The sequence below is a fragment of the Anabaena sp. 4-3 genome, assembly GCF_001597745.1.
In the GTDB taxonomy this organism is placed as follows: domain Bacteria; phylum Cyanobacteriota; class Cyanobacteriia; order Cyanobacteriales; family Nostocaceae; genus Trichormus.
Genome location: NZ_LUHJ01000013.1, coordinates 266,583 through 290,072, shown reverse-complemented (window position 1 = coordinate 290,072; position 23,490 = coordinate 266,583). Strand labels below are relative to the sequence as shown.

The window sequence follows — 23,490 nt, the reverse complement described above, 5'->3', positions numbered from 1 at the left end:
AGTTCTGGAAACATTAAAAATGTGCCAGAAGCCTACATCGACCCGCTAGGGCGATGTAGGTAGTTCACGAAACTTGTAGATTACTACAGTCTCAATAAATTCTATAACTTGTTGTTGGGTGAGTGAGTCGGTTAACTGCTGTTGGGTTTGCTCAATTAACTGTCTAGCTTTTGTGGTTGTTCTATTTTCGCTTTCGACAATCAGCTGTACAATCCCAACTCCTATTGAAGTATTTTCGGTTTCAGTTAATTCATTTAAATATACACAGTCCCTGTTCCCCGTTCCCTGTTCCCTGTTCCCTTTTACCTTGCCCTAGAAGGGGCGATCGCGTCAAAATAAGAATTATCATGGCTTAATTTCTCTTAACAATGGCGATAACGCAGCTTAATCAAACTATTTCCCCGCAAGCATCACCGCCACAATTGCGGAAATATGATTATGATTTAGTAATTGTCGGTGGTGGAATTGTCGGTTTAACTCTCGCCGCAGCTTTAAAAGATTCGGGCTTGAGTATACTATTAATTGAGGCGAAAGTTACATCAGCCGCAGTTGCTAAAGGACAAGCCTACGCAGTCCATATCCTCTCAGCCCTAATTTACCAAGGTATTGGCATCTGGGACAAAATTTTACCTCAGATTGCTAAATACCGCCAAGTCCGGTTGTCTGATGCAGATTATCCTGATGTGGTGGAGTTTAAAACCAACGATTTAGGGACAGCAGAGTTGGGTTATGTGGCGGAACACCAAGCTTTGTTGCAACCTTTACAGGAATTTGTGCAGAATTGCCCAAATGTAACTTATCTTTGTCCGGCGCAAGTGGTAAGTACACAGTATCAGCAGGATCAAGTAGTCATAGAAGTCAAGATTGCCGAGCAAATCAACGTAGTTCGGAGTAAATTAATTGTAGCTGCTGATGGTTCGCGATCGCCTATTCGGCAAGCGGCGGGAATTAAAACTCATGGCTGGAAATATTGGCAGTCTTGCATTGTGGCTTTTGTCAAACCAGAAAAACCCCACAATGACACAGCATACGAAAAATTTTGGCCAAGTGGCCCCTTTGCGATTTTACCTTTACCGGGGAATCGTTGCCGCATCGTGTGGACAGCCCCCCATGAAGAAGCCAAAGCTTTGTGTGCTTTAAGTGATGAGGAATTTTTACAAGAACTCACTCGCCGCTATGGTGAGCAAATGGGTAAGTTAGAATTGCTAGGCGATCGCTTTATTTTTCAGGTACAGTTAATGCAGAGCGATCGTTATGCCCTACACCGCTTGGCATTATTGGGAGATGCGGCACATAATTGTCATCCTGTGGGTGGACAAGGTTTAAATTTAGGTATTCGAGACGCAGCAGCCTTAGCGCAAATCATCCAAACCGCCCATCAAGCAGGTGAAGATATTGGTAAACTCCAGATACTCAAACGTTATGAACGTTGGCGCAAGCGCGAAAACCTGACGATTTTAGGGTTTACAGACTTGTTAGATCGGATGTTTTCTAATAAATTCTTGCCTGTGGTGGTAGTTCGTCGCTTGGGTTTATGGTTTTTAGGGCGTGTACCCCTGCTAAAAGTCTTCATGCTCAAATTGATGATTGGGTTAAAGGGACGAACACCAGAACTAGCAAAACGTTAAAGCAATTCGCAATTAGTAGCAGATTTAAGAGCGATCGCATTTCACCGCTTGGTAGAAGTGCGATCGCTCATATTTTCCTAACGATATATTTCTCAACACGCCTGATACCAATTCTCTATCTCATATCTTGCACCATTCTCAATAACCGTAGGGCGATGCACAGCCAACAACGTAAAAATCTATCTTTTGAGCGAATTTTTAGGAGTGCATCGCCGCCCTGTAATCGCAATAAAGCAACTGGTGCAAGATGTCAGCTATGAAGTTGCACCAAATAAATGATGTAGAGACGTTGCATGCAACGTCTCTACAGTGCTTGATCAAGAAACGGTATGAGTCAATAACAAAATTATGTCTTCTTGATGTTGAAGATTTGAGGACTGCCAGAGTAGGTTCAAAGTGATTTGTTAATTGCAGTCACAGGTAACATTACTATGGCTTTAGTTCTAGAGCAAATAAACGTCGAAGGGTTAGCACACTTATCCTACCTTGTTGGAGATGATAAGGCAGGTTTAGCAGCCGTGATTGATCCGCGCCGTGACGTAGAGATTTATCTGCAAAAAGCGCGGGATTTGGGCGTGAGAATTACCCACATTATCGAAACTCACATTCATGCAGATTTTGTCTCTGGTACTCACGAACTCCAGGCGCGGACGGGTGCGCCGATTTACGGAGGTAAGAGTGATGCTTATCAATTCGAGTTGCGACAGTTGAATGAAGGCGACAAATTAAAAATTGGCAGTGTGACTTTACAGGCATTGCACACACCCGGACATACGTTGGAACACCTTTGTTTCTTGATTTTTGATAGCAAGCAAGGTGATCAACCATTTGGGATATTTACTGGCGACACTTTATTTAATTTAGATGTTGGTAGACCAGATTTAGTAGGTGGTGGTACTGAGAAAAAACAGGCAACACAACTTTATCATTCAATTTTCGACAAACTTGTACCATTAGGCGATCGCCTAGAAATTTATCCCTGTCATGGTGCTGGTTCATCCTGTGGTAAATCCATAGGCGATCGCAGACAAAGTACCATCGGTAACGAGAAAGTTTTTAACCCCGCATTACAACAACGCAGCGAAACCGAGTTTGTCGAGTGGATATTGAAAGGAATGCCCGAACCACCCAAATTTTATTCTCGTCTGAAACAACTTAACGCTCAAGGTGCAGAAGTGATGGGATGCGTACCAACTCTGCAACCCCTATCACCCCAAGAATTTCAGCAGATGATGCAGGATGAAAACACCATCATCATTGATACCCGTTCCATTCTCGCCTTTGGTGGCGGACATATTCCAGGGGCTATTAACATTGCTTTACGCCCTGAGTTTCCTAACTGGGTAGGTTGGATGATTGAGTCAGACAAGAAACTTTTACTGGTAATAGAAAGTCAACGGGATGTCAAATTAGTCACAGAGCAGTTATTCCGCCTTGGTTACGACAACTTAGGAGGATACCTACATAATGGCATGACCAGTTGGCAGAATGCCGGCTTACCACTACAGCAGGTGGGTGAGTGGACAGTTCAGGAATTAAACGCCCATAAACAAGACCCAAATGTTACCGTTTTAGATGTACGTAGCGATGATGAATTTCAACATGGTCAAGTGCCTGGTGCTAAACATATCTATGTACCCCATCTAGAAGAACATCTAGATGAACTGGATAAAAATCAAGCGATCGCCACCTACTGCGGTAGTGGCTACCGTGCCTCAATTGCTGCCAGCCTCCTGCAAAAACACGGTTTTGAGAAAGTGATCAACATTCCCGGCTCATGGATGGCTTGGAAAGCTGCCGGGCTACCAGTGGCAGGTTAGTGTGCTTGAAGCAGGGGGGCAGGGAAGCCGAGAGAAAAAGGGAAAGTCTTCTCCCCCTTGCCCCTTGCCCCTGCCCACATTCCGCTTCGTTGCCCCATGCCCAATTCTTAAGCCACAGGTGCAAACTCAGCTTTAACTGTGGCGTATGCCCAATCTAACCAAGGAAGTAAGGCTTCCGTATCTGTAGATTCTACCGTCGCGCCTCCCCAAATCCGCAGTCCGGGAGGTGCAGCCCGATAAGGAGCAATATCATAAGCTACCTGTTGTTTTTCCAACAGTTTCGCTATCTTCTTGGCGAATTTCGCTTGGTCTTCTGCACTCAAGCTAGTAAAATCAGCATCGACAATTTTTAAGCAAATGGAAGTACAAGAGCGAGTTTCTGGTTTTTCTGCCAAAAATTCAGCCCAACTGCTTTGCTCAACCCATTTGGTAATCGCCGCTAGGTTAGCTTCACTGCGGCTAATTAAGCCAGGAAGCCCACCAATACTTTCTGCCCAAATTAACGCATCTAAGGCATCTTCTACACACAACATTGATGGGGTGTTGATGGTATCTCCCTTAAAAACGCCTTCAATCAGCTTACCTTTTTGGGTGAGGCGGAAGATTTTGGGTATAGGCCAAGCTGGTTTATAGCTTTCCAAACGTTCCACAGCGCGGGGTGACAGAACAATTACACCATGCTGTGCTTCTCCACCTAAAACTTTTTGCCAAGAATAGGTAAGGACATCGATTTTTTCCCAAGGAATATCCATTGCAAACACGGCTGATGTAGCATCACAGATAGTCAATCCTTGGCGATCGTCTTTAATCCAGTCACCATTGGGGACTCTCACACCGGATGTAGTACCATTCCACAAAAACACTACATCATGGCTAAAATCAACTTCTTCTAAGTTAGGCAAACTGCCATAAGGTGCTTTCATCAACCGCACATCAGGCAATTTTAATTCATCTACGACATCTTTAACCCATTCTTGACCAAAACTTTCCCAGGCTAAAATATCTAGGGGTCTTTGTCCCAGCAGTGACCATAATGCCATTTCTACAGCACCAGTATCAGAAGCGGGAACAATACCTAAACGATAGTCATCAGGAAGACCAAGAATTTTTTTAGAGCGTTCAATAACTTCTGATAGTTTAGCTTTGCCATCTTCAGAACGATGGGAACGACCTAAACAGGCGTTTTGCAAATTGGAAACAGACCAGCCTGGGTGTTTTGCACAAGGGCCGGAAGAAAAATGAGGAACGTGAGGCTTATTAGTTGGGGGTGTAAGATGCTCTGACATTGTTCCAGCTAGTAGGCTTAAATAATAAATAGTAGTGTAGATACTACATTACAGGATATGTGGGGCATAGTTGCAAGAATGGGGACTGGGGACTGGGGACTGGGAATCAAATAGATTTTTTCTCTCCCTTGTCTACCTTGTCCCGTTTGTCTCCTCAACTCCAGCCTCTAGCCCCTAGCCTCTTTCCCGTCTTCATCATAATTTTATAATTAACCCGTATTTTCCGCAGTTACACAAAGTTTTTATCAATATATTTACTTACGTGTCCACAAGATGAGGATTTTAGTTTAGTAGTTGGGTATGTGGCTATAGATGTTAGAGCTACCCAACCCTATGAAGCGATCGCACTTATTAGTCAAATTTACCATGATAGTTTTCTGCTCTCTAGGCAGCGTTGGTATTGTTATCGGCAGTTACTTTCTCAAAAAAGCTGTTATCAACAGCCAGCCCCAAATAGTTACTGACATCTCCCGCTATCAAGACATTCGTTATCAACTCTGGTCTAATCAGAAAACAATTCAGCATTTTCCCTCTGGTATTTCTACTGACAGTGAGATAGTGCGGATTGCTTACTCTCCAGGGGTAATGCAAGCAGGTAGTTTCTTTCAAGCTAGGGTGAGAAAATCCCCAGAACAAATTCAAAAACTACTGACACAATATAGAAAAGTCGCACAACGCCAATACCGAGGCGGTGATACTAACGACCATGCTAATTTACCCAATGGTGTACCGACAACTTTTTTCTATACCAGTAACTCGGAAGATGCGGCAGCTTTTCCCAATTCCTATGAAATATTAGTATTGAATGCCGAAGATCAAGGTCAACCTGGCTTTAACTGGAATAACGGAAATAGTTACGGCGTAGCCATTGACACTTCAGCCTCGGAAGTTGTCTATTGGGCTGAAACATGGTAGTCACGTCGCTGCGCTGCGAATTCAAAATTCAAAATTCAAAATTCAAAATTAAGAGGATGTCTCTTAAGTATCAAGTTTTAATCTGATCCCCCCTTACCCCCTTTTTTAAGGGGGGAAATTTTTCTCAATTATTCAATATTTATCGTTCACCATCAAATTTACACCACCATTAGGCGCGAAAACTATACCACGACGCACAGGTTTAAGAGGAACTTTATCTAGCAATTCCAAGGAGTAATTTGAGAGAATGGTTGCTAAGACTAACTTCATTTCAAACAGAGCAAACGCCATGCCTAAACAGCGACGATTTCCCCCACCAAAGGGTAAAAATTCATAGGGAGAAAACTGACGTTCTAAAAAGCGTTCTGGTTTAAACTTTTCTGGCTCAGGATAAATATCTGGGCGATGATGAGTTAAATAAATACAAGGTGAAATTCTCATACCTTGGGATAAATCATAACCCATTAATTTCATCGGTGCTTTGAGAATCCGGGTAAAAGTAAAGAAAGCTACCGGATAAATTCTTAAGGTTTCTGAGCAAACAGCATTTAAATAAGGTAATTGGGTAATTGTTGTGGGTTCTGCATTGGCTATATCAATAGAGTTGAGTTCTTGCAGTAATTTTTCGCGGACTTCTGGGACAGAATGAACCCAATATAATGCCCAAGATAAGGCGATCGCTGTAGTTTCATGACCAGCAAATAGCATAGTCATTAACTCGTCGCGTAACTCAACATCTGTCATGGGTTGCCCATTTTCGTCACGCGCAGACAATAACAAACTCAAAATATCTTCGCCTTGAGTCTCAACTTGAGTACGACGTTCATTAATTTCCTGATAAAGTAATTGATCAAGTTGCTTTCTGCGGCGTACAAATCTCCCCCAAGGTGTCCAAGAACCTAAGTCCCGTTGCAAAGATTTGAAAAATAAGAAAACCACACTCAAAGGGTTGTTAAAAGTATCCAACATCTCCACTAAAACGTGCTTGATTTGCTGGTAACGTTCACCTTCCTTTAACCCAAACACAGACTTTAAAATCACTTGCAGAGAAATATCCTGCATACTGGAACGGGCGACAAATGGCTGTTTAAGATGCCATTTGCTGGTGACTTGCTGAGTAATTTCACGGATTAATTCACCATAAGCCCGCATCCGTTCACCGTGGAAAGGGGGCATTAATAGTTTACGCTGTTTGAGATGGCGATCGCCATCCAATAAAATCAACGAGTTAGCCCCTACTAACGGTTGAATTACATCATTACCTGTACCTGAATCAAATAGTTGAGCATCAGCAGTAAATAGTTCTTGAATTGCTTGGGGATTACTAATAATTATTTGTGCAGGAAAACTACTAAACTCCGAGATAAATATATCCCCATAATCCTGGTATAATTTTTCGAGGTAATATAACGGATTAATAATACCTCTCCAAGTTTGCAGCCATCGAGGTATCGCTGCTTTAACTGGTAATTTAGGGATATTTTGATGAGTGGGATTTTCTTCAACGGTAATCATCAGTAATGCTCCTAATTTTTATTTTTACACATTTTTTTAGGAAACAACACAATCTTGAATTAGTATAACAGTCGGAAATTATACCAATCCTAGACTATTTTTTAATTTCTCTAGAGGTTCTTGCCAGTGTTCTTCAAAGCGATAATTTAACATAAAACCGGCTCTTTTGCCGATTTTTTCACCTTTTTTCAGGTTAGCGAAAATCAATTTTGTTTGTTGGGGAGCAAGTAAAGGATAAAGCCATTTAGCTATTTTGACACTAATTTTAAGTGACTTACTATAGTTCTGCTCCGCAGCAAAAGCTAATACACCAATTTCTCCAGCGTAGCTAGTATCAAAGCCAAGTAAAATATGAAAAATATCATGGGTGACAACGTAGCGTAAAGCAAAGACGTTGCGCCTCGCCACATCCTCTAATTCTGGGCTAACATTGAGTGGTTGGAGATGGTTGGCTTGCATATAATTGGCATATTCTCGACCGAATGTACCAGGAGGATATTGACTTAATTGTTCTAAATCAATCGGGGGATGATATCCTGCTAACGGTTGTAATTTAGCGGCGGTTTCCGGTGCAACTTTAGCACCAAGTAAATCAGACTTAAGAATAGCGAAATCACCAAGGTTGCCGGATTTTTTAGCAGCCACAAGAGCCTTGATTTTTTGTAATTGTTTGAGCATGATCAGTTGCTACCTCAAATTTTACTTTGACTTCAACTGCGGCGGCTGCTTGCTTGTTCAACCACGCCAGCACATAACGCTGATGGATATCGGTTTTTATTGAGCTTGAATAGTTATCTCTCTGGGCGTGGTTAGTTATGCACTCATTTGTGGTGAAATTCAGAGAAGTTTGCTCTGGGTGCTAATTGCTCCTGCTAAATCTCATATCATATCCGAAGAAAGCTGAATCTATCTTCGGGATGTTTTTACGAACACATTAATCACGTTTAATTGATCAAGCCGTATGGCCATACGGGTAATATCTAATGAAACGTGATCACAAAGGCAGATTTATTCAGGCTTGGGACTCAGAACCAAAGCAAGCATTTAGGCTATCTTTAACTAAAACTGCTTGGCAAATCCTAGAACAGCAAGCTTCAGAACATGGTATTTCCTGTTCTGAAGTTATCGAACGCTACGCCCGCAGCTTACAGCCTAATTCTGTGAGCGTTGATATTGGCAAAAGCGATAGTAATGTTGATGCTTCTCATCATGAGCAAGCATTACAGGAAAGCGAGGAGCGGGCAAGATTGGCGATTCAGGTGGCTCGGTTGGGAACTTGGCGTTACAACCCCAGCACAGAGATTGTAGAAATCGATGGGCGGATGCGCGAGATTTGGGGTGAGCCGGATGACACCGTGATGATTCCCCTGTCAAGGGTGATGGCGCGCATACATCCTGATGACAGAGCATCCGTAACCCAAGCGATGAATGCGGCTCTTAATCCTCAGTCTTCGGGTAGTTACGAACTAGACTACCGAATTCTGTGGTCTGACGGAACTGAGCGATGGCTGTCGGCGAATGGAAAAGCCCAATTTACCGGTGAGGGAGCGTCTAGGCGGGCAGTCGGGTTTTTTGGCACTGCATTCGATATTACTGACAGCAAACAAGCTGAAAAGGCTTTGGATCAAAGTAATGCTCGGCTCAGACAGTTAGTCAAACTGAATTTAATCGGTGTGATGTTTTGGGATTTAGACGGATCAGTTTTAGATGCCAATGATGCTTTTTTGAATATGGTGGGCTATACGCGCGAAGATTTACAAGCGGGTAGATTAAACTGGCGATCGCTCACTCCTGTAGAACAAATCACTTGGAGTAATGATTCGTTGCAGAAAATGCAACAATCCACCTGTGACGTTTTGGAAAAAGAATATATTCGCAAGGATGGTACTCGTATCCCTGTTCTCTTGGGCGGTGCGATGTTTGTTGATTCTCAAAGCCAAGGAGTAAGCTTTGTGATTGATTTGACTAAACGCAAACAGACAGAGGCAGCCCTGCGAGAAAGTGAGGAACGGTTTCGGACTTTAGCTGATAATATCCCCCAACTCGCCTGGATGGCAGATGAGAACGGTTGGATTTTTTGGTACAGCCGACGCTGGTTTGATTACACTGGTACAACATTGGCGGCAATGGAAGGCTGGGGCTGGCAAAAAGTACATCACCCTGAACACGTGGAGCGAGTGGTGGAGAAAATTCGCCATTGCTTTGCTACTGGCGAAACTTGGGAAGATACATTTCCCCTACGAAGTCATGATGGACAATATCGCTGGTTTTTGTCACGAGCTATTCCTGTGCGTGATGAGCAGGGTAAGGTGTTGCGTTGGTTTGGTACAAATACTGACATTACCGCCCAAAAAGCAGCCGAAACCGAGCGAGAACTGTTGCTAGAACGTGAACAAGCTGCCAGGGAAGCAGCCGAAACCGCTAACCGGATGAAAGATGAGTTTTTAGCGGTTCTCTCCCATGAATTGCGAACACCCCTAAATCCGATTTTGGGCTGGGCAAAACTGCTGCAAACTACTCGACTTCATCCCGAAAAGTTTCAGCAAGGACTAGCTACTATTGAGCGCAATGCTCAACAACAGGTACAACTAATTGATGATTTGCTGGATATTTCTCGAATCATGCGCGGTAAACTGTCTATGAATTTTGCTTTAGTTGCCTTAGAAACTCCCATCAAGGCGGCTATAGAAACGGTACAGTTAGCGTTAGAAGCAAAATCAATTCAGCTAATGGTGTCACTTGCTCCCAATGTGGGGCAGGTGATGGGTGATGCTGGCAGACTGCAACAGGTAGTATGGAATCTGCTGTCAAATGCGATTAAGTTTACACCAGAAGGCGGACAGGTGACTGTGCAATTAACTCCAGTTGGTTGTCATGCTCACATCCAAGTGAGTGATACTGGTAAAGGCATCCAGCCTGAGTTCCTGCCTCATGTGTTTGAGTTGTTCAAACAACAAGATAGCTCCACCACTCGCCGATTTGGTGGGTTAGGCTTAGGATTAGCTATCGTGCGGCAAGTTGTAGAAGCGCATGGTGGTACAGTCACCGTTGACAGTCTGGGAGAGGGAAAGGGGGCAACTTTTACTGTTGGGTTGCCTTTGGTTGCTGCTGCTACTCCGGTGTCTTCTTCTTTGGGAGAAAATCCAGGTTTTGATTTAGAGAATGTGCGTGTGTTGGTGGTGGACGATGAGATTGATAATCTAGAGTTGATTACTTTTCTCTTAGAAGAAGAAGGTGGTTTAGTGACGGCGGTATCTTCGGCGACGGCTGCCCTTGAGGCTCTTTCTCAGTCGCATTTTGATGTTTTGGTGAGCGATATTGGCATGCCACAAATGAATGGTTATAGCTTAATTAAAAAGATTCGTTCCCTATCATCTCCATTTAAGCGAGAAATGCCAGCGATCGCCCTGACTGCCTACGCTAGTGACAAGGATAAACACCAAGCCCTTGCGGCTGGTTTTCAATTTCATCTTGCCAAACCAATCAATTCTCATCTGCTGCTATCCTTGATTACTAAGTTAGCACAGAGAAAAATCACTCATAACTAATGACTCAACGCATCATCGGCTTAACTGGGGGAATTGCTACAGGCAAAACTACTGTAGCTAATTATTTAGCTAGTGCTTATGATTTACCGATTTTAGATGCTGATATTTATGCTAGGGATGCAGTATCTTTAGGTTCTCCTATTTTAGATGCGATCGCTCGTCGTTATGGTGAAGAAATATTACTCCCCGATGGTAGCCTCAACCGCCAACAACTAGGGGAAATTATCTTTAATCAACCAGCAGAACGCCTGTGGTTAGAGAATATCATACATCCCTATGTGCGCGATCGCTTGCTCAAGGCCATGTCTGAATCGTCGGCACCAACTCTAGTCTTAGTCATCCCTTTACTATTTGAAGCACAGATGACTAACTTAGTTACAGAAATTTGGGTAGTGACTTGTTCAGAATCCCAACAATTGCAAAGATTAATCAAGCGCAATCATCTAACCACAGCACAAGCCGCATCCCGCATCAATAGCCAATTATCCCTCGCAGAAAAAGCCGCCCGCGCCGATGTTGTATTAGACAACTCCAGCACCTTAGAAGCACTATTAAAACAGATAGACATCGCCATAAAAAATTGATTACTAAAGCATTTATCAAATTTTATTTAATGAAAAAACCTGCAAATCCAAATATTAAATTATATTAAACCTAAATTAGCAGTTAGTTCAATTGCTTTGTCAAAGGTAATACCTTGTTTAGTGGCAATGTATAACATAGCGATAACTGCTGAACGAATAGCATTATCACAATGAATCAAGGCAGGTTTAGGTAATTCATGGATAATCTTTAACACTTCCAGTGTAGTTTGATGGTTAATATCTTCAACCTTGGTAGGAAAATTGATATAGAAAAATCCTAATAATTCTAGCTTGTCTTTTTCATCATCTAATAAATTGGATTCATCAGGCGATCGCAGGTTAAGTACAGACTTATAACCATCAGCAATAATTTGTGAAAATTGCTCTGGCGTAATTTGCCCGGTAATGGCTAATTCATTGTTAATTTTGCGGATGATATCCATATCACCACCTTGCTAATATTGAGTCAACAGGTTTACAGATAACTCAAATAGTAAGAACTCAGGAGGAATTAGCACGCACACAAGGCTAGTCATAATGATTGCAGAAATTTTAATTTTTCTATCTCCTGAACTCTCACCACCAAGTTTTCCTGTCAGTAACCAAAGTGGTTGCTGATAGATATTCAAAAATCTTGTTTTTTTGCAGGTTCACCCTCATAAGGTTGAAATCCGGTTGCCGGATAGTCATCATCTCGCACACCAAAAATTCTGGCAACTGCACCTGAAATATAGTTAATTACTTGCATACCTGAGTTTTGGAATTGCTGCATTTTTTGGCGGAAGCTATGGGTAGTATTCATAAATTTGGCTCCAGGGAAAATGATTTTAAACAATGATTGATTGCGAATCGTTTTCTGATGGCAAGCAGTTATTTAATAACTGATTTTCTGGCAGATGCCAACATTCTTCTAGAGATTGAATGATGTCATATTGCCAGCACTCCTCTAACATTTGTTGATTTTGGTAAATATGCCAAAATTTTACCGGATTTAACACTATTTCCCTAGCAAAAAGCGGTTGATTAAAAAAATGGCTGATTGCTACTATGATTTTTTTTGCAGATTGTTGATATGACATAGAATATATGGGTAGAAAATGCTAAAAGGTATAGATATTGATAGGTCAAAAATAATAGTAAGATAAAGCCAGCATCGCTTGTTGATGAACCCAGTAGCGGTGTTGGATGTTCATAGCTGACTTCTACAACTTTTTAACTACAAAAATATCTCCCTGTAAACACATCTGCTCACAAGTACGGCAATACCCAGACAGATGTTGTACCAGAGATAGTTGTAGCCGTTGTTAGCGTGAAGCCAGCTATTGAGATTGTCCAACTCATGCTGGCACTTTCTACACTTTTAAACTTATAAGAAGAATTTGAGGAAGTTGTGAGGAAATGGTCTACAGGACAAAATTTTTTCCTTTCGGAAGATGTCAGGTTAAGGAAGCTGAGGTTAAAAGCTAGGATTTTTTACTCAAGAGTGAGGAGTGTTGCCAGCTAGCACAGCAGCTAAAAAAAATTTTCTCTACCGACTACTTACAGTCATTTTCTAGACATCTGGGATATTCTCCTCACAAGTTCCTCAAATTTTCCTTTTAACTTCTAAATGGAATATCTCATACATCCGAATTGTGTACACACAAGATTAATCACGTTTCTATCTGAAAAAATTACACAAGCAGAAGATGAAAAACCCTATTCCCTATTCCCCACACCCCATTCCCCAATTTCCCGACAGAGTTCAGCAACTCTTAAACGACAACAAGATGAACAAGAGAAACTTTGCCACGATAGACGGTAATGAGGCTGTGGCTAAAGTTGTGTATCGACTCAATGAAGTCATTGCCATTTATCCAATTACGCCTTCTTCCCCGATGGCAGAATGGGCGGATGCTTGGGCTAGTGAAGACAAACCCAACATTTGGGGTACTGTACCGACAGTAGTACAGATGCAGAGTGAAGGCGGAGTTGCTGGTGCAGTACATGGGGCTTTGCAAACTGGCTCACTAACCACCACTTTCACCGCATCTCAGGGATTATTGTTGATGATCCCGAATATGTATAAAATTGCTGGTGAACTCACACCTACAGTATTTCATATTGCGGCGCGATCGCTCGCGGCTCAAGCCCTGTCAATTTTCGGAGATCATAGTGATGTCATGGCTTGCCGTGGTACTGGTTTTGGGATGTTATGCGCCGCTTCTGTGCAAGAAGCCCATGATTTCGGCTTAATTTCCACAAAAGCCTCCTTAGAATCACGTATACCTTTCCTACACTTTTTTGACGGTTTTCGTACCTCCCACGAAGTTAATAAAGTTGAAATCTTAACAGACGCAGACTTACAAGCATTCATTCCTGATGAATTAGTCATTGCCCATCGTTCACGCGCCCTCACTCCAGATAAGCCCGTGTTACGTGGTACAGCCCAAAACCCTGATGTCTATTTCCAAGCCAGAGAAACCGTCAACCCTTATTATCTAGCTTGTCCAGACATCACCCAAAAAGTGATGGACGAATTCGCCCAACTCACAGGCAGACAATATCAATTATTTGAATATCACGGACACCCCGCCGCCGAAAAGGTGATTGTCCTCATGAGTTCTGGTTGCGAGACAGTCCATGAAACAGTAGACTATCTCAACGCCCAAGGCGCAAAAGTGGGTGTAGTGAAAGTGCGTTTATATCGCCCCTTTGATAACCAAAGATTTCTCGCCGCCTTACCCCCCACGACTCGCAGCATCGCCGTTTTAGATCGGACTAAAGAACCAGGCGCATCGGGTGAACCGTTGTATTTGGATGTGGTGACAGCCTTACATGAGGAAATGGGTGACACCTTACCCAAAGTAGTTGGTGGGCGTTATGGTTTGTCATCGAAAGAATTTACACCGGCAATGGTGAAGGGCATTTTTGATAACTTAGCCCAAACGACACCCAAAAATCATTTCACCATCGGCATCAATGATGATGTCACCCACACCAGCTTAGATTATGACCCTAATTTCAGCATCGAACCGGATAATATAGTCAGAGCTATATTTTACGGCTTAGGTTCTGATGGGACAGTCGGCGCGAATAAAAATTCAATTAAAATTATTGGCGAAGAAACCAACAATTACGCCCAAGGCTACTTTGTTTACGACTCGAAAAAATCTGGTTCTGTAACTGTTTCACATCTGCGCTTTGGTTCTCAACCCATCCGTTCTACATACTTAATCACCAAAGCCAACTTTGTCGCTTGCCATCAGTGGGAATTTTTAGAAAAGTTCCCCATCTTGAAAGACATTGTACCAGGAGGGACATTCTTAATCAATGCTCCCTACGACAGAGAACAAGTCTGGCAACAACTACCGGATGCCATCAAAGCCCAAATTCAGGAGAAACAGCTAAAAGTTTATGCCATTAACGCCTACAAAGTAGCCCGTGAAGCGGGGATGGCAAACAGAATTAACACAGTCATGCAAGTCTGTTTCTTTGCTTTGTCTGGTGTACTGCCCAGGGAAGAAGCGATTGCAGAAATTAAGAAATCTATCCGCAAAACCTACGGCAAAAAAGGCGAACAAATCGTCCAAATGAATATCCAAGCGGTTGATACCACCTTGGAAAACTTATACCAACTAGAAATCACAGCCGAATATTCCCAGTCAAGAGCCAAGAGTCCCCAATCCCCAATTCCCGAAACTGCCCCTCCATTCGTCCGCGATGTTCTGGGTAAAATTATCGCCCGTGCGGGGGATGAGTTACCTGTGAGTGCTTTACCCGTTGATGGCACATATCCCACAGGTACGGCGAAATGGGAAAAACGCAATATTGCCCAAGAAATTCCGGTTTGGGATCCTGATGTCTGCATTCAATGCGGTAAGTGTGTGATGGTGTGTCCGCACAGTGTGATTCGCAGTAAGGTTTACGAACCAGAATTATTAGAAAATGCACCACCGACTTTTAAGAGTGCGAATGCTAAAGATCATGATTGGCATGATTTGAAATTCACTATCCAAGTAGCAGCCGAAGACTGTACTGGTTGCGGTATCTGCGTTGATGTCTGTCCGGCGAAGAATAAGGCTCAACCACGCAATAAGGCGATTAATATGGCAGCCCAATTGCCGTTAAGGGAAGCCGAGAGGGAAAATTGGGATTTCTTCTTGAGTATGCCTAACCCTGACAGACGCGACTTGAAGCTGAATCATATTAATCAGCAGCAGATGCAAGAACCGTTGTTTGAATTCTCTGGGGCTTGTGCGGGTTGTGGTGAGACACCCTATATTAAGTTAGCCACACAATTGTTTGGCGATCGCATGATTGTTGCCAATGCCACAGGTTGTTCTTCCATCTACGGCGGCAATTTACCCACCACCCCCTGGACACACAACGCCGAAGGACGCGGCCCTGCTTGGTCTAATAGCTTGTTTGAAGATAACGCCGAGTTTGGTTTGGGCTTCCGTATTTCTATTGATAAACAAACCGAGTTCGCTGTTCAATTATTACAAAAGTTGGCGAATCAGGTAGGTACAGAATTAGTTGCAGATATCCTGAATAATCAGCAAACAGGAGAGGCGGAGATTTGGGAACAGCGCGATCGCGTGCAGCTACTCAAACAACGGTTAGCAGCCATCGCCAACGAACACCCCAAAGCCCAACAACTCTTAAGTCTGGCTGATTATCTCGTGAAAAAGAGCGTCTGGATTATCGGCGGTGACGGTTGGGCTTATGATATCGGTTTTGGCGGATTAGATCATGTCATAGCCAGTGGTCGCAACGTGAATATTCTCGTGTTAGACACAGAAGTGTATTCTAACACAGGCGGACAAATGTCCAAATCTACACCCAAGGGGGCGGTAGCTAAATTCGCGGCTGGCGGTAAACCGGCGACGAAAAAAGACTTGGGTTTAATCGCCATGACTTACGGTAATGTTTACGTGGCGAGTGTGGCGATGGGTGCAAAAGATGAACATACCCTCAAAGCCTTTTTAGAAGCTGAAGCTTATGATGGCCCTTCCATTATTATTGCTTACAGCCATTGTATAGCCCACGGCATCAACATCAGTACAGCCATGCAGAATCAAAAAGCCGCCGTTGATTCTGGTAGATGGTTATTGTATCGCTATCATCCCGACCTAGTGAAGCAAGGTAAAAATCCCCTACAACTTGACTCACGTACACCCAGATTACCTGTAGAAGAGTCAATGTATCGAGAAAACCGCTTCAAGATGTTAACAAAAATTAACCCAGAAGTTGCTCAAGAATTGCTGCAAGAAGCGCAAAATGATGTGCATTTGCGCTGGCAAATGTACCAATATTTAGCGGCGCGACAAGTAGCAAATGGTACTAGCAATAAATCAGAGAAGAACGGGAAAGATATCTCGCATTCTCCAGGTTTAGGGGTATGAGGATTCAGGAGTGTCCGGGTTGTCAAGACCTCAATCCTACACTCCTAAACTGCCTAATATGTATGTCTATTTAGATACAAAGGATTATAGCAATATGGATTTAAGCACAAATTATATGGGGATGAAATTGCGATCGCCACTGGTGCCTTCAGCATCGCCCCTGACGGGAGACATTGATAACATTGTGTGGATGGAAGATGCCGGTGCGGGTGCGATTGTCCTGCCTTCCCTGTTTGAAGAACAGTTGAGCATGGAAAGTTACGAACTGCATCATCATCTTACCTATGGAACCGAAAGCTTTCCTGAGTCTTTGAGCTACTTCCCCGAACCGGAAAATTTCCGCCTTGGCCCCGACGAATATCTAGATTTGATTTACAAAGCCAAACAAAAGGTTAAAATTCCCATTATTGCCAGTCTTAACGGTGTGTCACTAGATGGCTGGACTGACTACGCCAGAATGACCGAACAAGCTGGAGCAGCTGCCTTAGAATTAAATATTTACTCTGTGCAAACCAACCCAGACATCACAGGTGAGCAGATAGAGCAGAGCTATATCAATATGGTGAGGACAGTGAAAGCCTCGGTTTCTATTCCTGTATCAATCAAGCTCAGTCCTTATTTTACCAACATGGCCAACATGGCGCAGCGTTTAGATCATGCTGGTGCTGATGCCTTAGTGCTATTTAACCGCTTTTACCAGCCAGATATTAACTTAGAACACCTAGAAGTAGAACCCCATGTATTGTTAAGTACACCCCAAGCCATGCGTTTACCGTTACGCTGGATTGCGATTTTATACGGTCAGATCAATGCTAACTTAGCCGCTACCAGTGGCATTCACAACGCCCATGATGTGTTAAAGATGCTGATGGCTGGCGCAAATATCACCATGCTGTGTTCTGTGTTATTACGACATGGAATCAATCATCTGCGATGTATAGAAAAAGAAATGCTTCAATGGATGGAAAAACACGAATATGAATCTGTACAACAGATGCAAGGCAGCATGAGCCAGAAAAACTGTCCTAACCCCACAGCCTTTGAACGCGCTCAATATATGCGAGCATTGCAAACATATAAACCAGAATGGGGGCGAGTTTACGAACCTTCTCATTATCACGGATGAGGGATTGGGGACTGGGGATTGGAAGGGACTGGATTTTTCCCCTCCGCCTCCCCTGCCTCCCCTGCCTCCCCTGCCTCCCCTGCCTCCCCACTCCCTACTCCCTAATTTTTATGCGTAAACGAATTGGCATTCTTACCAGTGGCGGCGACTGTCCGGGACTCAATTGTGTGATTCGAGCCGTTGTCAGCCATGCTACACTTACTTATGATTGGGAAGTATTAGGTATTCCCTACGCTACTCAAGGTTTATTGGAGCGTCAAACGATCGCTCTCAATTGTCACGGTTGGGATTTGCGCGGTATCGATCCCCTGCTGAATATGGGCGGCACAATTCTCGGCACGATTAATAAGGGCGATACCTTAAGTCGTGTAGATGAAATGCTCGCCAGTTATGAGGCGTTAGGTTTGGATGGGTTGATTGCCATTGGTGGTGATGGGAGTTTAGGCATTATCAATCAACTGGCGCAAAAAGGTAATTGGAATTTAGTTGCTATTCCCAAAACTATAGATAATGATGTCGCCCTGACGGAACGAGCCATTGGCTTTGATACAGCTGTGAATACGATTGTTGATGCTTTAAATCGTCTCACCTTTACCGCCGCTAGTCACGATCGCGTCATGGTTGTGGAAGTCATGGGACGCTCCGCCGGGCATTTAGCACTCCACGCCGGAATCGCTGGGGGTGCAGATGTAATTTTAATCCCAGAACTAGAATACACAATCAAGGGATTATGTCAACATCTAGCAGAATTGCGCGATCGCTGGCGGCGCAAATTTGGGATAATTGTAGTTGCCGAAGGTGCAAAATTGTGCGTAGACGATATGTGCAATTTAGGCAACAAGGAAATCAAAACAGATAGTGCTACCGCTTCTCTCCCCACCCCCAAATGCGGCAAAGGTCAATATATCGCCGAACAAATTGCTTTTTGCAGTCGTGATATGATTGATACCAGAGTTTCTGTTTTAGGACATATTCAGCGTGGTGGGATACCATCAGCATTAGACCGTTTGACAGCCACAGTTTTTGGGAAAGCAGCCGTTGATTTAATCGCTCAAGATAAGTATGGTCAAATGCTAGCTTGGCAAAATGGCCAAGTTGTCTCTGTTCCCATTCAAGAAGCTGTAGCCCAAAGTCCCTTACACGTAGATCCGCATGGCTATTTAGTACAGAGTGCGCGTTCTTTGGGGATTTATGTAGGCGAGAAAAGTTAAAAAATAGCATTATTCATATCTTCAAGAGTCTTGGGACTGCCTTGATACTGCAAACAACCTGCAACATCATCCAAAGTGGTTTCAGGAAAAGTTTTTCTGGGTTTTAAAAGAATCCCATCACCAATTGCAATTACTATTAGTTCCTGGCCAACTTCCCAACCGTGAGATTTGCGTAATTCTTCAGGAATCATGACTCGTCCTTCATCAGACAATTTAGTAATTTCCATCTCTGTTACCAAGCAGAAAAAATATTGATATTGCTAGTATTTTAGCTAATTCGGGCAGCAGCCTCAGTGCATCGATGCCTAATGCCCTGTTTCCTACTTCCTGCCTCCGAGTGTATTGTGCAAGGTATATAACAACTCTTTAGCCGTGAAAGGTTTGGGCAGAACTTGCTGCACACCCATCTCAGATGCTTTTGTTAAGCCTTCCGTGGAACTGATGCCGCTAGAAGCAATAATCTGCACGTTACAGTTCATTCTTTGCATAGTGCGAATGGCAGTAGTTCCATCCATTTCTGGCATCATTAAATCCATGAGGACGACACTAATTTGATGCTTGTGTTGGGCATAAAGTGCGATCGCCTCAATGCCATTACAAGCTGTGATAATTCTATAGTTGTGACTCTCTAGGATCATCTGAACAATTTCACAGATTTGGGGTTCATCATCCACAACTAAAATCAATTCTCTGTTGCCTTGCGGTATTTCTAACTCGTCTGTGGTTAAATCTGGCATTGCTTGTACTGCTGGCAAGAACAGCTGAAATTGACTACCTTGACTCACTTTGCTCAATACAGTCATAAAACCGCCGTGGCTTTTGGTAATCCCTAATACAGTCGCCAAACCTAATCCAGTACCAGTACCTACTTCTTTAGTCGTAAAGAATGGTTCAAAAATTCGATCTAATACTTGGGGCGGCATCCCCACACCTGTATCTATAACTTTTACTAAAATGTAATGCCCGACTTTGGCATTCAGATTCATGCTGGCATAAGCCTCATCAATAAACACATTTTCCGCCGTGATGGTAATTCTACCGCCCTGTGGCATGGCATCACGGGCATTAACTACCAAGTTCATTAAAACTTGATGTAATTGGGTGATATCTCCAGAAACAGCCCAGAGGTCTGATGATAAATTAGTGGTAAATTCAATAGATTTAGGGAAAGTCTGTTTACCAATTAAGATAATGTCAGCAATCAGGTGTTTGAGTTGTACGATGGTGCGTTCTCCTTTGAATCCCCGCGCAAAGGATAACACTTGCTTGACTAAGGCGGCTCCGCGTTTGGCGTTGTTTTCCACAATCTCGATCAGTTGTTGCGATCGCTCTGGATTTTTCTGAATTCTAGTTTTGAGTAGTTGAGCCGATGCCACAATCGGAGTCAAAATATTATTTAAATCATGGGCAATTCCACCAGCTAGTGTGCCTAAACTTTCTAACCGTTGCGCCCGGAAAAACTGCTCTTCGAGTTGTTTTTTTTGGGTGATGTCGGTATCTACAATCAAAATTGATTTAGGTTTGCCGGCTGCGTCGCGCATCAATGTCCAACGGCTTTCCACAATCATATCTTTGCCGGATTTAGTCACTTTCTGCAATTCACCATGCCACACCCCAGTCGCAATGACAATCTTCATCGCTTCTTGATGGATGGGAGACATTGGTTCTGAAGATAATAAATCCTGGGATTTTTTGCCTATCACCTCCTCGGCTAACCAACCATAGAGACGCTCGGCTCCTTGATTCCAGAATGAAATCTGATGTTGTAAGTCTTTGACAAAAATCCCATCGGTAGCAATGTCGAGTAGGGCAGCTTGTTCGTGGATTTTTTGTTCAGCTTGTTTACGCTCGGTAATATCAGAAAAGGAAGCCACCACTGCATAAGGACTGGTTTCCTGTTCCCGCAATAGCGGCTGAGAATTAATTGAAATCCAGCTAAGTTGCCCGTTGGGTTTGCAGACTCCCATCACTACATTTGTGCAGGGTTTGCCTGTACGTAATGTCACCATTGCGGGATGCTGTTCACCAGGAAAGGCAGAACCGTCTTCATAAGTGGTATGCCAAGCAGCATCACAACACGCACGCCCTAATATCTGATCTTGAGATAATCCCAAAATCCTCTCCGCACTGGCATTACAAGCGATGATTCTCCCATGATGATCATGTAGCACTACGCCCTCTTGCATGGCTGTAACTACAGAACGATAACGTTCTTCACTTTCTTGTAAGGCAATTTCTGCTTGTTTGCGTTCGCTGATATCTCTAGTTGTCCCTACCATTCTCATCGGCTTACCGAGTTGGTCACAGTAAGTTACAGCTTTGCTGCTTAACCAGTGGATGCTACCATCAGGACAAACAACGCGATATTCAAGCGCAAATTCTTGCTGTTGCTCAATACTCTGCTGCACAGCCCGAATGAAAGATTGTCTGTCTTCAGGATGTAATAGATTAATAAAGTCTTCCTGACTCGGACACAGAGTTGCTGCCGGTAAACCATAGAGTGGCCCCATATTGGCAGACCAAATAGCATCATTAGTCAAGAGATTCCAGTCAAATAGACCCATACAGGCGGATTTCAGAGCTAAACTCAATCTTTCCTCGCTTTGGCGTAGGGCTTCTTCTGCTTGCTTGCGCCCTGTGATATCTTCAGCCATGCCCGCATAACAGTAAATCGTGCCTGACTCGTTACGGATGGGAAAATTGCGCTCCCAAATCCAACGCATTGAGCCATCAGGGCGGAAAATGCGGTATTCTATATTGGTAGCTTGGGCGTGAGTTGCGATCACTGCCAGAAGGCGATCGCGATCCTCTGGGTGTACAGCTTCCAACCAAGACTCAGGATGACTGTGTAGACTTTCACAAGAGCGTCCCCAAATTTTTTCGTAAGCTGGGTTTACATATAATAATTCTCTAGAGTGATTGCGTTCTATCCAAATTACTGCTTGGTGGTTTTCGGCAAAATGGCGAAATTTTGTCTCGCTCTCTAGTAATGCTTCCTCGGCTCTTTGACGCTCGTTGATTTCTTGTTGCAAACGCTGATAGGATAATTCTAATGCTGCCGTTTGTTCTTCTAGTGGAAAATTCTTTTGACTGGAGCAGTGTCCCGATTTGTAGCTTTGCTGATTGAGTTGTTGTTGCTCTTGTTCTCTGCCTTCAATCATGCTCACCATCTGTGACTGATTCAATGCTTGTAACAAGCCGGTTGTGGTGATCACTCCTAGCAGTTCCCCGTCATCGTCCAAAATTGGCAAATGCTCAAGCTGATAATCCTGAAATAACGACAAGATGCTGAAAAAATTATGGCACTGTGACAGTTTCCTCGTGATTACTGGCTGTGTCATCACTTGCGTCATTGTCACTTCACAGAAATTGATTTTTGATGCCGCCAGTTTCACTATATCCTGCGCTGTGAAGATGCCTACTAACTGTCCTGCGTCTACAACTAAAACATAATTGGTGTTTTGTAAATGCCAATGGCGCGAGTTGAGGTGAGTCAAAGGCCAACTTGTACTTGTTTGTGGATTCATTAAGCTGATGGCATCGACTACATAGCTATCAGAGCTAATCGTCAATGGACAACGGTTGATTACATGATGCGGAAGAGGTAAGTCGATGAGCCGCTCGTTGAATTGCATAGTTAATTCGTCAATTTTCATTATCCTATTGACAACATGACGAGTAAGCGAAACAGGCAGTAAGCTAATGGTACTTTAATCAGCTTGCTGTCAGATGATTACATTTCATAACAGTTTTGAGATACATTGTGATATCGCTATCATTAGGCCGATAGCCTAGTTGATGCGCCACATAGATACAGTCGGGGATGCTATTACTATTTAGGCACTGTTGCTAATTATTCTCTTGTCAATCTAGAAATAGATAACCTCCTACTTTAAAGAGATTATCGTATTTGATGCTTTTACGGATCTACTTGAGTTGAAATTTATCAGATTATTTTTTTTGAGCTAGCGATCGCCTGAATCATTGATGTATTTTAAAATTCTGTCAACTAACTGACACTAACATGGTCTCAGACAAGCAGTCACAACATTCCCAAATTTAATTATTTTGAGTTTTTCTTGCAGGCTTAAGTGACGATTTTTACAAAAATTTAACTTTTATTACTTAACCCAGAAAATATAGAATGGTGACAAAATTTTGATTGTCAATTGATAATTTTCTACCATTAACTATTTTATCTGCCAATTGCCCAAAGAAAAAAAATACTTATAGATAGCATTGATAATAGTTGATAATTTGGCCTGTAAATTTATATTTCTTCAGGAAGATGAATCAGATAACAAATAGCTTCATCATCTGATTTCCCAGTTTTTCCACACAAATATCAAATTAAATCAACTAAATCTTAATTTTTGATTATTTTTTCGCAGATACGTGTCATATTTATTGCCGCTTGTCGTATGGTAGATACAGTAAATACGCCTGAAGTCTAACTGGGAAAACGTATTT

At 43.0% G+C, this 23,490-nt stretch carries 16 protein-coding genes and 1 pseudogene; 8 read left to right on the top strand and 9 right to left on the bottom strand.

Annotated elements, in window-relative coordinates:
- Positions 1–45: 45 nt before the first annotated feature.
- Positions 46–258 (bottom strand): annotated as a pseudogene (locus A3775_RS23375) (DUF2887 domain-containing protein); the annotation flags it as partial.
- A gap of 110 nt (positions 259–368) precedes the next feature.
- Between A3775_RS23375 and A3775_RS03375 the strand changes: the two are divergent.
- Both A3775_RS03375 and A3775_RS03370 read left to right on the top strand, forming a co-directional pair.
- The gene (locus A3775_RS03375; RefSeq protein ID WP_066423837.1) at positions 369–1,628 is read left to right on the top strand and encodes an FAD-dependent hydroxylase; all 1,260 of its coding nucleotides are present in this window, start codon (positions 369–371) and stop codon (positions 1,626–1,628) included.
- 431 nt (positions 1,629–2,059) lie between these two features.
- Entirely contained in the window at positions 2,060–3,448 is a 1,389-nt protein-coding gene (locus tag A3775_RS03370; RefSeq protein WP_066423836.1) for a rhodanese-like domain-containing protein, read from the top strand.
- A 107-nt stretch (positions 3,449–3,555) separates the two neighbouring features.
- Here A3775_RS03370 and A3775_RS03365 read toward each other — a convergent pair whose 3' ends face one another.
- Complete coding sequence (locus A3775_RS03365; protein WP_066423831.1) at positions 3,556–4,734, bottom strand: phosphoserine transaminase; 1,179 nt, start codon at positions 4,732–4,734, stop codon at positions 3,556–3,558.
- Positions 4,735–5,046: 312 nt separating this feature from the next.
- Here A3775_RS03365 and A3775_RS03360 point away from each other — a divergent pair, with 312 nt between their 5' ends.
- Positions 5,047–5,649: a hypothetical protein gene (locus A3775_RS03360; RefSeq protein WP_231866931.1), complete on the top strand. Its 603-nt coding sequence runs from the start codon at positions 5,047–5,049 to the stop codon at positions 5,647–5,649.
- 132 nt (positions 5,650–5,781) lie between these two features.
- Here A3775_RS03360 and A3775_RS03355 read toward each other — a convergent pair whose 3' ends face one another.
- Positions 5,782–7,164 (bottom strand): cytochrome P450, encoded by a 1,383-nt coding sequence (locus tag A3775_RS03355; protein ID WP_066423828.1) that lies wholly within the window; start codon positions 7,162–7,164, stop codon positions 5,782–5,784.
- Positions 7,165–7,242: 78 nt separating this feature from the next.
- Entirely contained in the window at positions 7,243–7,842 is a 600-nt protein-coding gene (locus tag A3775_RS03350; protein ID WP_066423826.1) for a Coq4 family protein, read from the bottom strand.
- A 305-nt stretch (positions 7,843–8,147) separates the two neighbouring features.
- Between A3775_RS03350 and A3775_RS03345 the strand changes: the two genes are divergently transcribed.
- Both A3775_RS03345 and coaE read left to right on the top strand, forming a co-directional pair.
- Positions 8,148–10,712: a PAS domain S-box protein gene (locus A3775_RS03345; RefSeq protein WP_066381736.1), complete on the top strand. Its 2,565-nt coding sequence runs from the start codon at positions 8,148–8,150 to the stop codon at positions 10,710–10,712.
- Complete coding sequence (gene coaE, locus A3775_RS03340; protein WP_066381734.1) at positions 10,712–11,296, top strand: dephospho-CoA kinase; 585 nt, start codon at positions 10,712–10,714, stop codon at positions 11,294–11,296. Before A3775_RS03345 ends, coaE begins: the two co-directional genes overlap by 1 nt.
- 59 nt (positions 11,297–11,355) lie before the next feature.
- Here coaE and A3775_RS03335 read toward each other — a convergent pair whose 3' ends face one another.
- From A3775_RS03335 to A3775_RS03325, 3 genes are all read right to left on the bottom strand, one after another.
- On the bottom strand, positions 11,356–11,739 hold the full coding sequence (locus A3775_RS03335; protein ID WP_066381732.1) for a beta-lactamase hydrolase domain-containing protein: 384 nt from the start codon (positions 11,737–11,739) through the stop codon (positions 11,356–11,358).
- 182 nt (positions 11,740–11,921) lie between these two features.
- Positions 11,922–12,098: a hypothetical protein gene (locus A3775_RS24555; RefSeq protein ID WP_197480084.1), complete on the bottom strand. Its 177-nt coding sequence runs from the start codon at positions 12,096–12,098 to the stop codon at positions 11,922–11,924.
- A gap of 25 nt (positions 12,099–12,123) precedes the next feature.
- Positions 12,124–12,375: a hypothetical protein gene (locus A3775_RS03325; RefSeq protein ID WP_066423822.1), complete on the bottom strand. Its 252-nt coding sequence runs from the start codon at positions 12,373–12,375 to the stop codon at positions 12,124–12,126.
- A gap of 690 nt (positions 12,376–13,065) precedes the next feature.
- Between A3775_RS03325 and nifJ the strand changes: the two genes are divergently transcribed.
- The 3 genes from nifJ to A3775_RS03310 all read left to right on the top strand — a co-directional run bounded on the left by nifJ (position 13,066) and on the right by A3775_RS03310 (position 19,020).
- Positions 13,066–16,683, top strand: a complete 3,618-nt coding sequence (gene nifJ, locus A3775_RS03320) for a pyruvate:ferredoxin (flavodoxin) oxidoreductase (RefSeq protein ID WP_066423855.1) — start codon at positions 13,066–13,068, stop codon at positions 16,681–16,683.
- A 94-nt stretch (positions 16,684–16,777) separates the two neighbouring features.
- Positions 16,778–17,809, top strand: coding sequence for a dihydroorotate dehydrogenase-like protein (locus A3775_RS03315; RefSeq protein ID WP_066381773.1), 1,032 nt, complete (start codon positions 16,778–16,780; stop codon positions 17,807–17,809).
- A gap of 110 nt (positions 17,810–17,919) precedes the next feature.
- Positions 17,920–19,020, top strand: a complete 1,101-nt coding sequence (locus A3775_RS03310; protein WP_066381726.1) for an ATP-dependent 6-phosphofructokinase — start codon at positions 17,920–17,922, stop codon at positions 19,018–19,020.
- On the opposite strand, the gene A3775_RS03305 is transcribed toward A3775_RS03310, so the two are convergent.
- Together A3775_RS03305 and A3775_RS03300 are read right to left on the bottom strand one after the other, a co-directional pair.
- Positions 19,017–19,247: an AbrB/MazE/SpoVT family DNA-binding domain-containing protein gene (locus A3775_RS03305; RefSeq protein ID WP_066381724.1), complete on the bottom strand. Its 231-nt coding sequence runs from the start codon at positions 19,245–19,247 to the stop codon at positions 19,017–19,019. The two genes, A3775_RS03310 and A3775_RS03305, sit on opposite strands and share 4 nt — an antisense overlap.
- A gap of 93 nt (positions 19,248–19,340) precedes the next feature.
- Positions 19,341–22,655: a PAS domain S-box protein gene (locus tag A3775_RS03300; protein WP_231866930.1), complete on the bottom strand. Its 3,315-nt coding sequence runs from the start codon at positions 22,653–22,655 to the stop codon at positions 19,341–19,343.
- Between the last annotated feature and the right edge of the window lie 835 nt (positions 22,656–23,490).

Excerpts from the sequence above, each read along its gene's own strand:
- A3775_RS03375 (WP_066423837.1), top strand. The coding sequence starts at position 369 with ATGGCGATAACGCAGCTTAATCAAACTATTTCCCCGCAAGCATCACCG.
- A3775_RS03370 (WP_066423836.1), top strand. The coding sequence starts at position 2,060 with ATGGCTTTAGTTCTAGAGCAAATAAACGTCGAAGGGTTAGCACACTTA.
- A3775_RS03365 (WP_066423831.1), bottom strand. The coding sequence starts at position 4,734 with ATGTCAGAGCATCTTACACCCCCAACTAATAAGCCTCACGTTCCTCAT.
- A3775_RS03360 (WP_231866931.1), top strand. The coding sequence starts at position 5,047 with ATGTTAGAGCTACCCAACCCTATGAAGCGATCGCACTTATTAGTCAAA.
- A3775_RS03355 (WP_066423828.1), bottom strand. The coding sequence starts at position 7,164 with ATGATTACCGTTGAAGAAAATCCCACTCATCAAAATATCCCTAAATTA.
- A3775_RS03350 (WP_066423826.1), bottom strand. The coding sequence starts at position 7,842 with ATGCTCAAACAATTACAAAAAATCAAGGCTCTTGTGGCTGCTAAAAAA.
- A3775_RS03345 (WP_066381736.1), top strand. The coding sequence starts at position 8,148 with ATGAAACGTGATCACAAAGGCAGATTTATTCAGGCTTGGGACTCAGAA.
- coaE (WP_066381734.1), top strand. The coding sequence starts at position 10,712 with ATGACTCAACGCATCATCGGCTTAACTGGGGGAATTGCTACAGGCAAA.
- A3775_RS03335 (WP_066381732.1), bottom strand. The coding sequence starts at position 11,739 with ATGGATATCATCCGCAAAATTAACAATGAATTAGCCATTACCGGGCAA.
- A3775_RS24555 (WP_197480084.1), bottom strand. The coding sequence starts at position 12,098 with ATGAATACTACCCATAGCTTCCGCCAAAAAATGCAGCAATTCCAAAAC.
- A3775_RS03325 (WP_066423822.1), bottom strand. The coding sequence starts at position 12,375 with ATGTCATATCAACAATCTGCAAAAAAAATCATAGTAGCAATCAGCCAT.
- nifJ (WP_066423855.1), top strand. The coding sequence starts at position 13,066 with ATGAACAAGAGAAACTTTGCCACGATAGACGGTAATGAGGCTGTGGCT.
- A3775_RS03315 (WP_066381773.1), top strand. The coding sequence starts at position 16,778 with ATGGATTTAAGCACAAATTATATGGGGATGAAATTGCGATCGCCACTG.
- A3775_RS03310 (WP_066381726.1), top strand. The coding sequence starts at position 17,920 with ATGCGTAAACGAATTGGCATTCTTACCAGTGGCGGCGACTGTCCGGGA.
- A3775_RS03305 (WP_066381724.1), bottom strand. The coding sequence starts at position 19,247 with ATGGAAATTACTAAATTGTCTGATGAAGGACGAGTCATGATTCCTGAA.
- A3775_RS03300 (WP_231866930.1), bottom strand. The coding sequence starts at position 22,655 with ATGCAATTCAACGAGCGGCTCATCGACTTACCTCTTCCGCATCATGTA.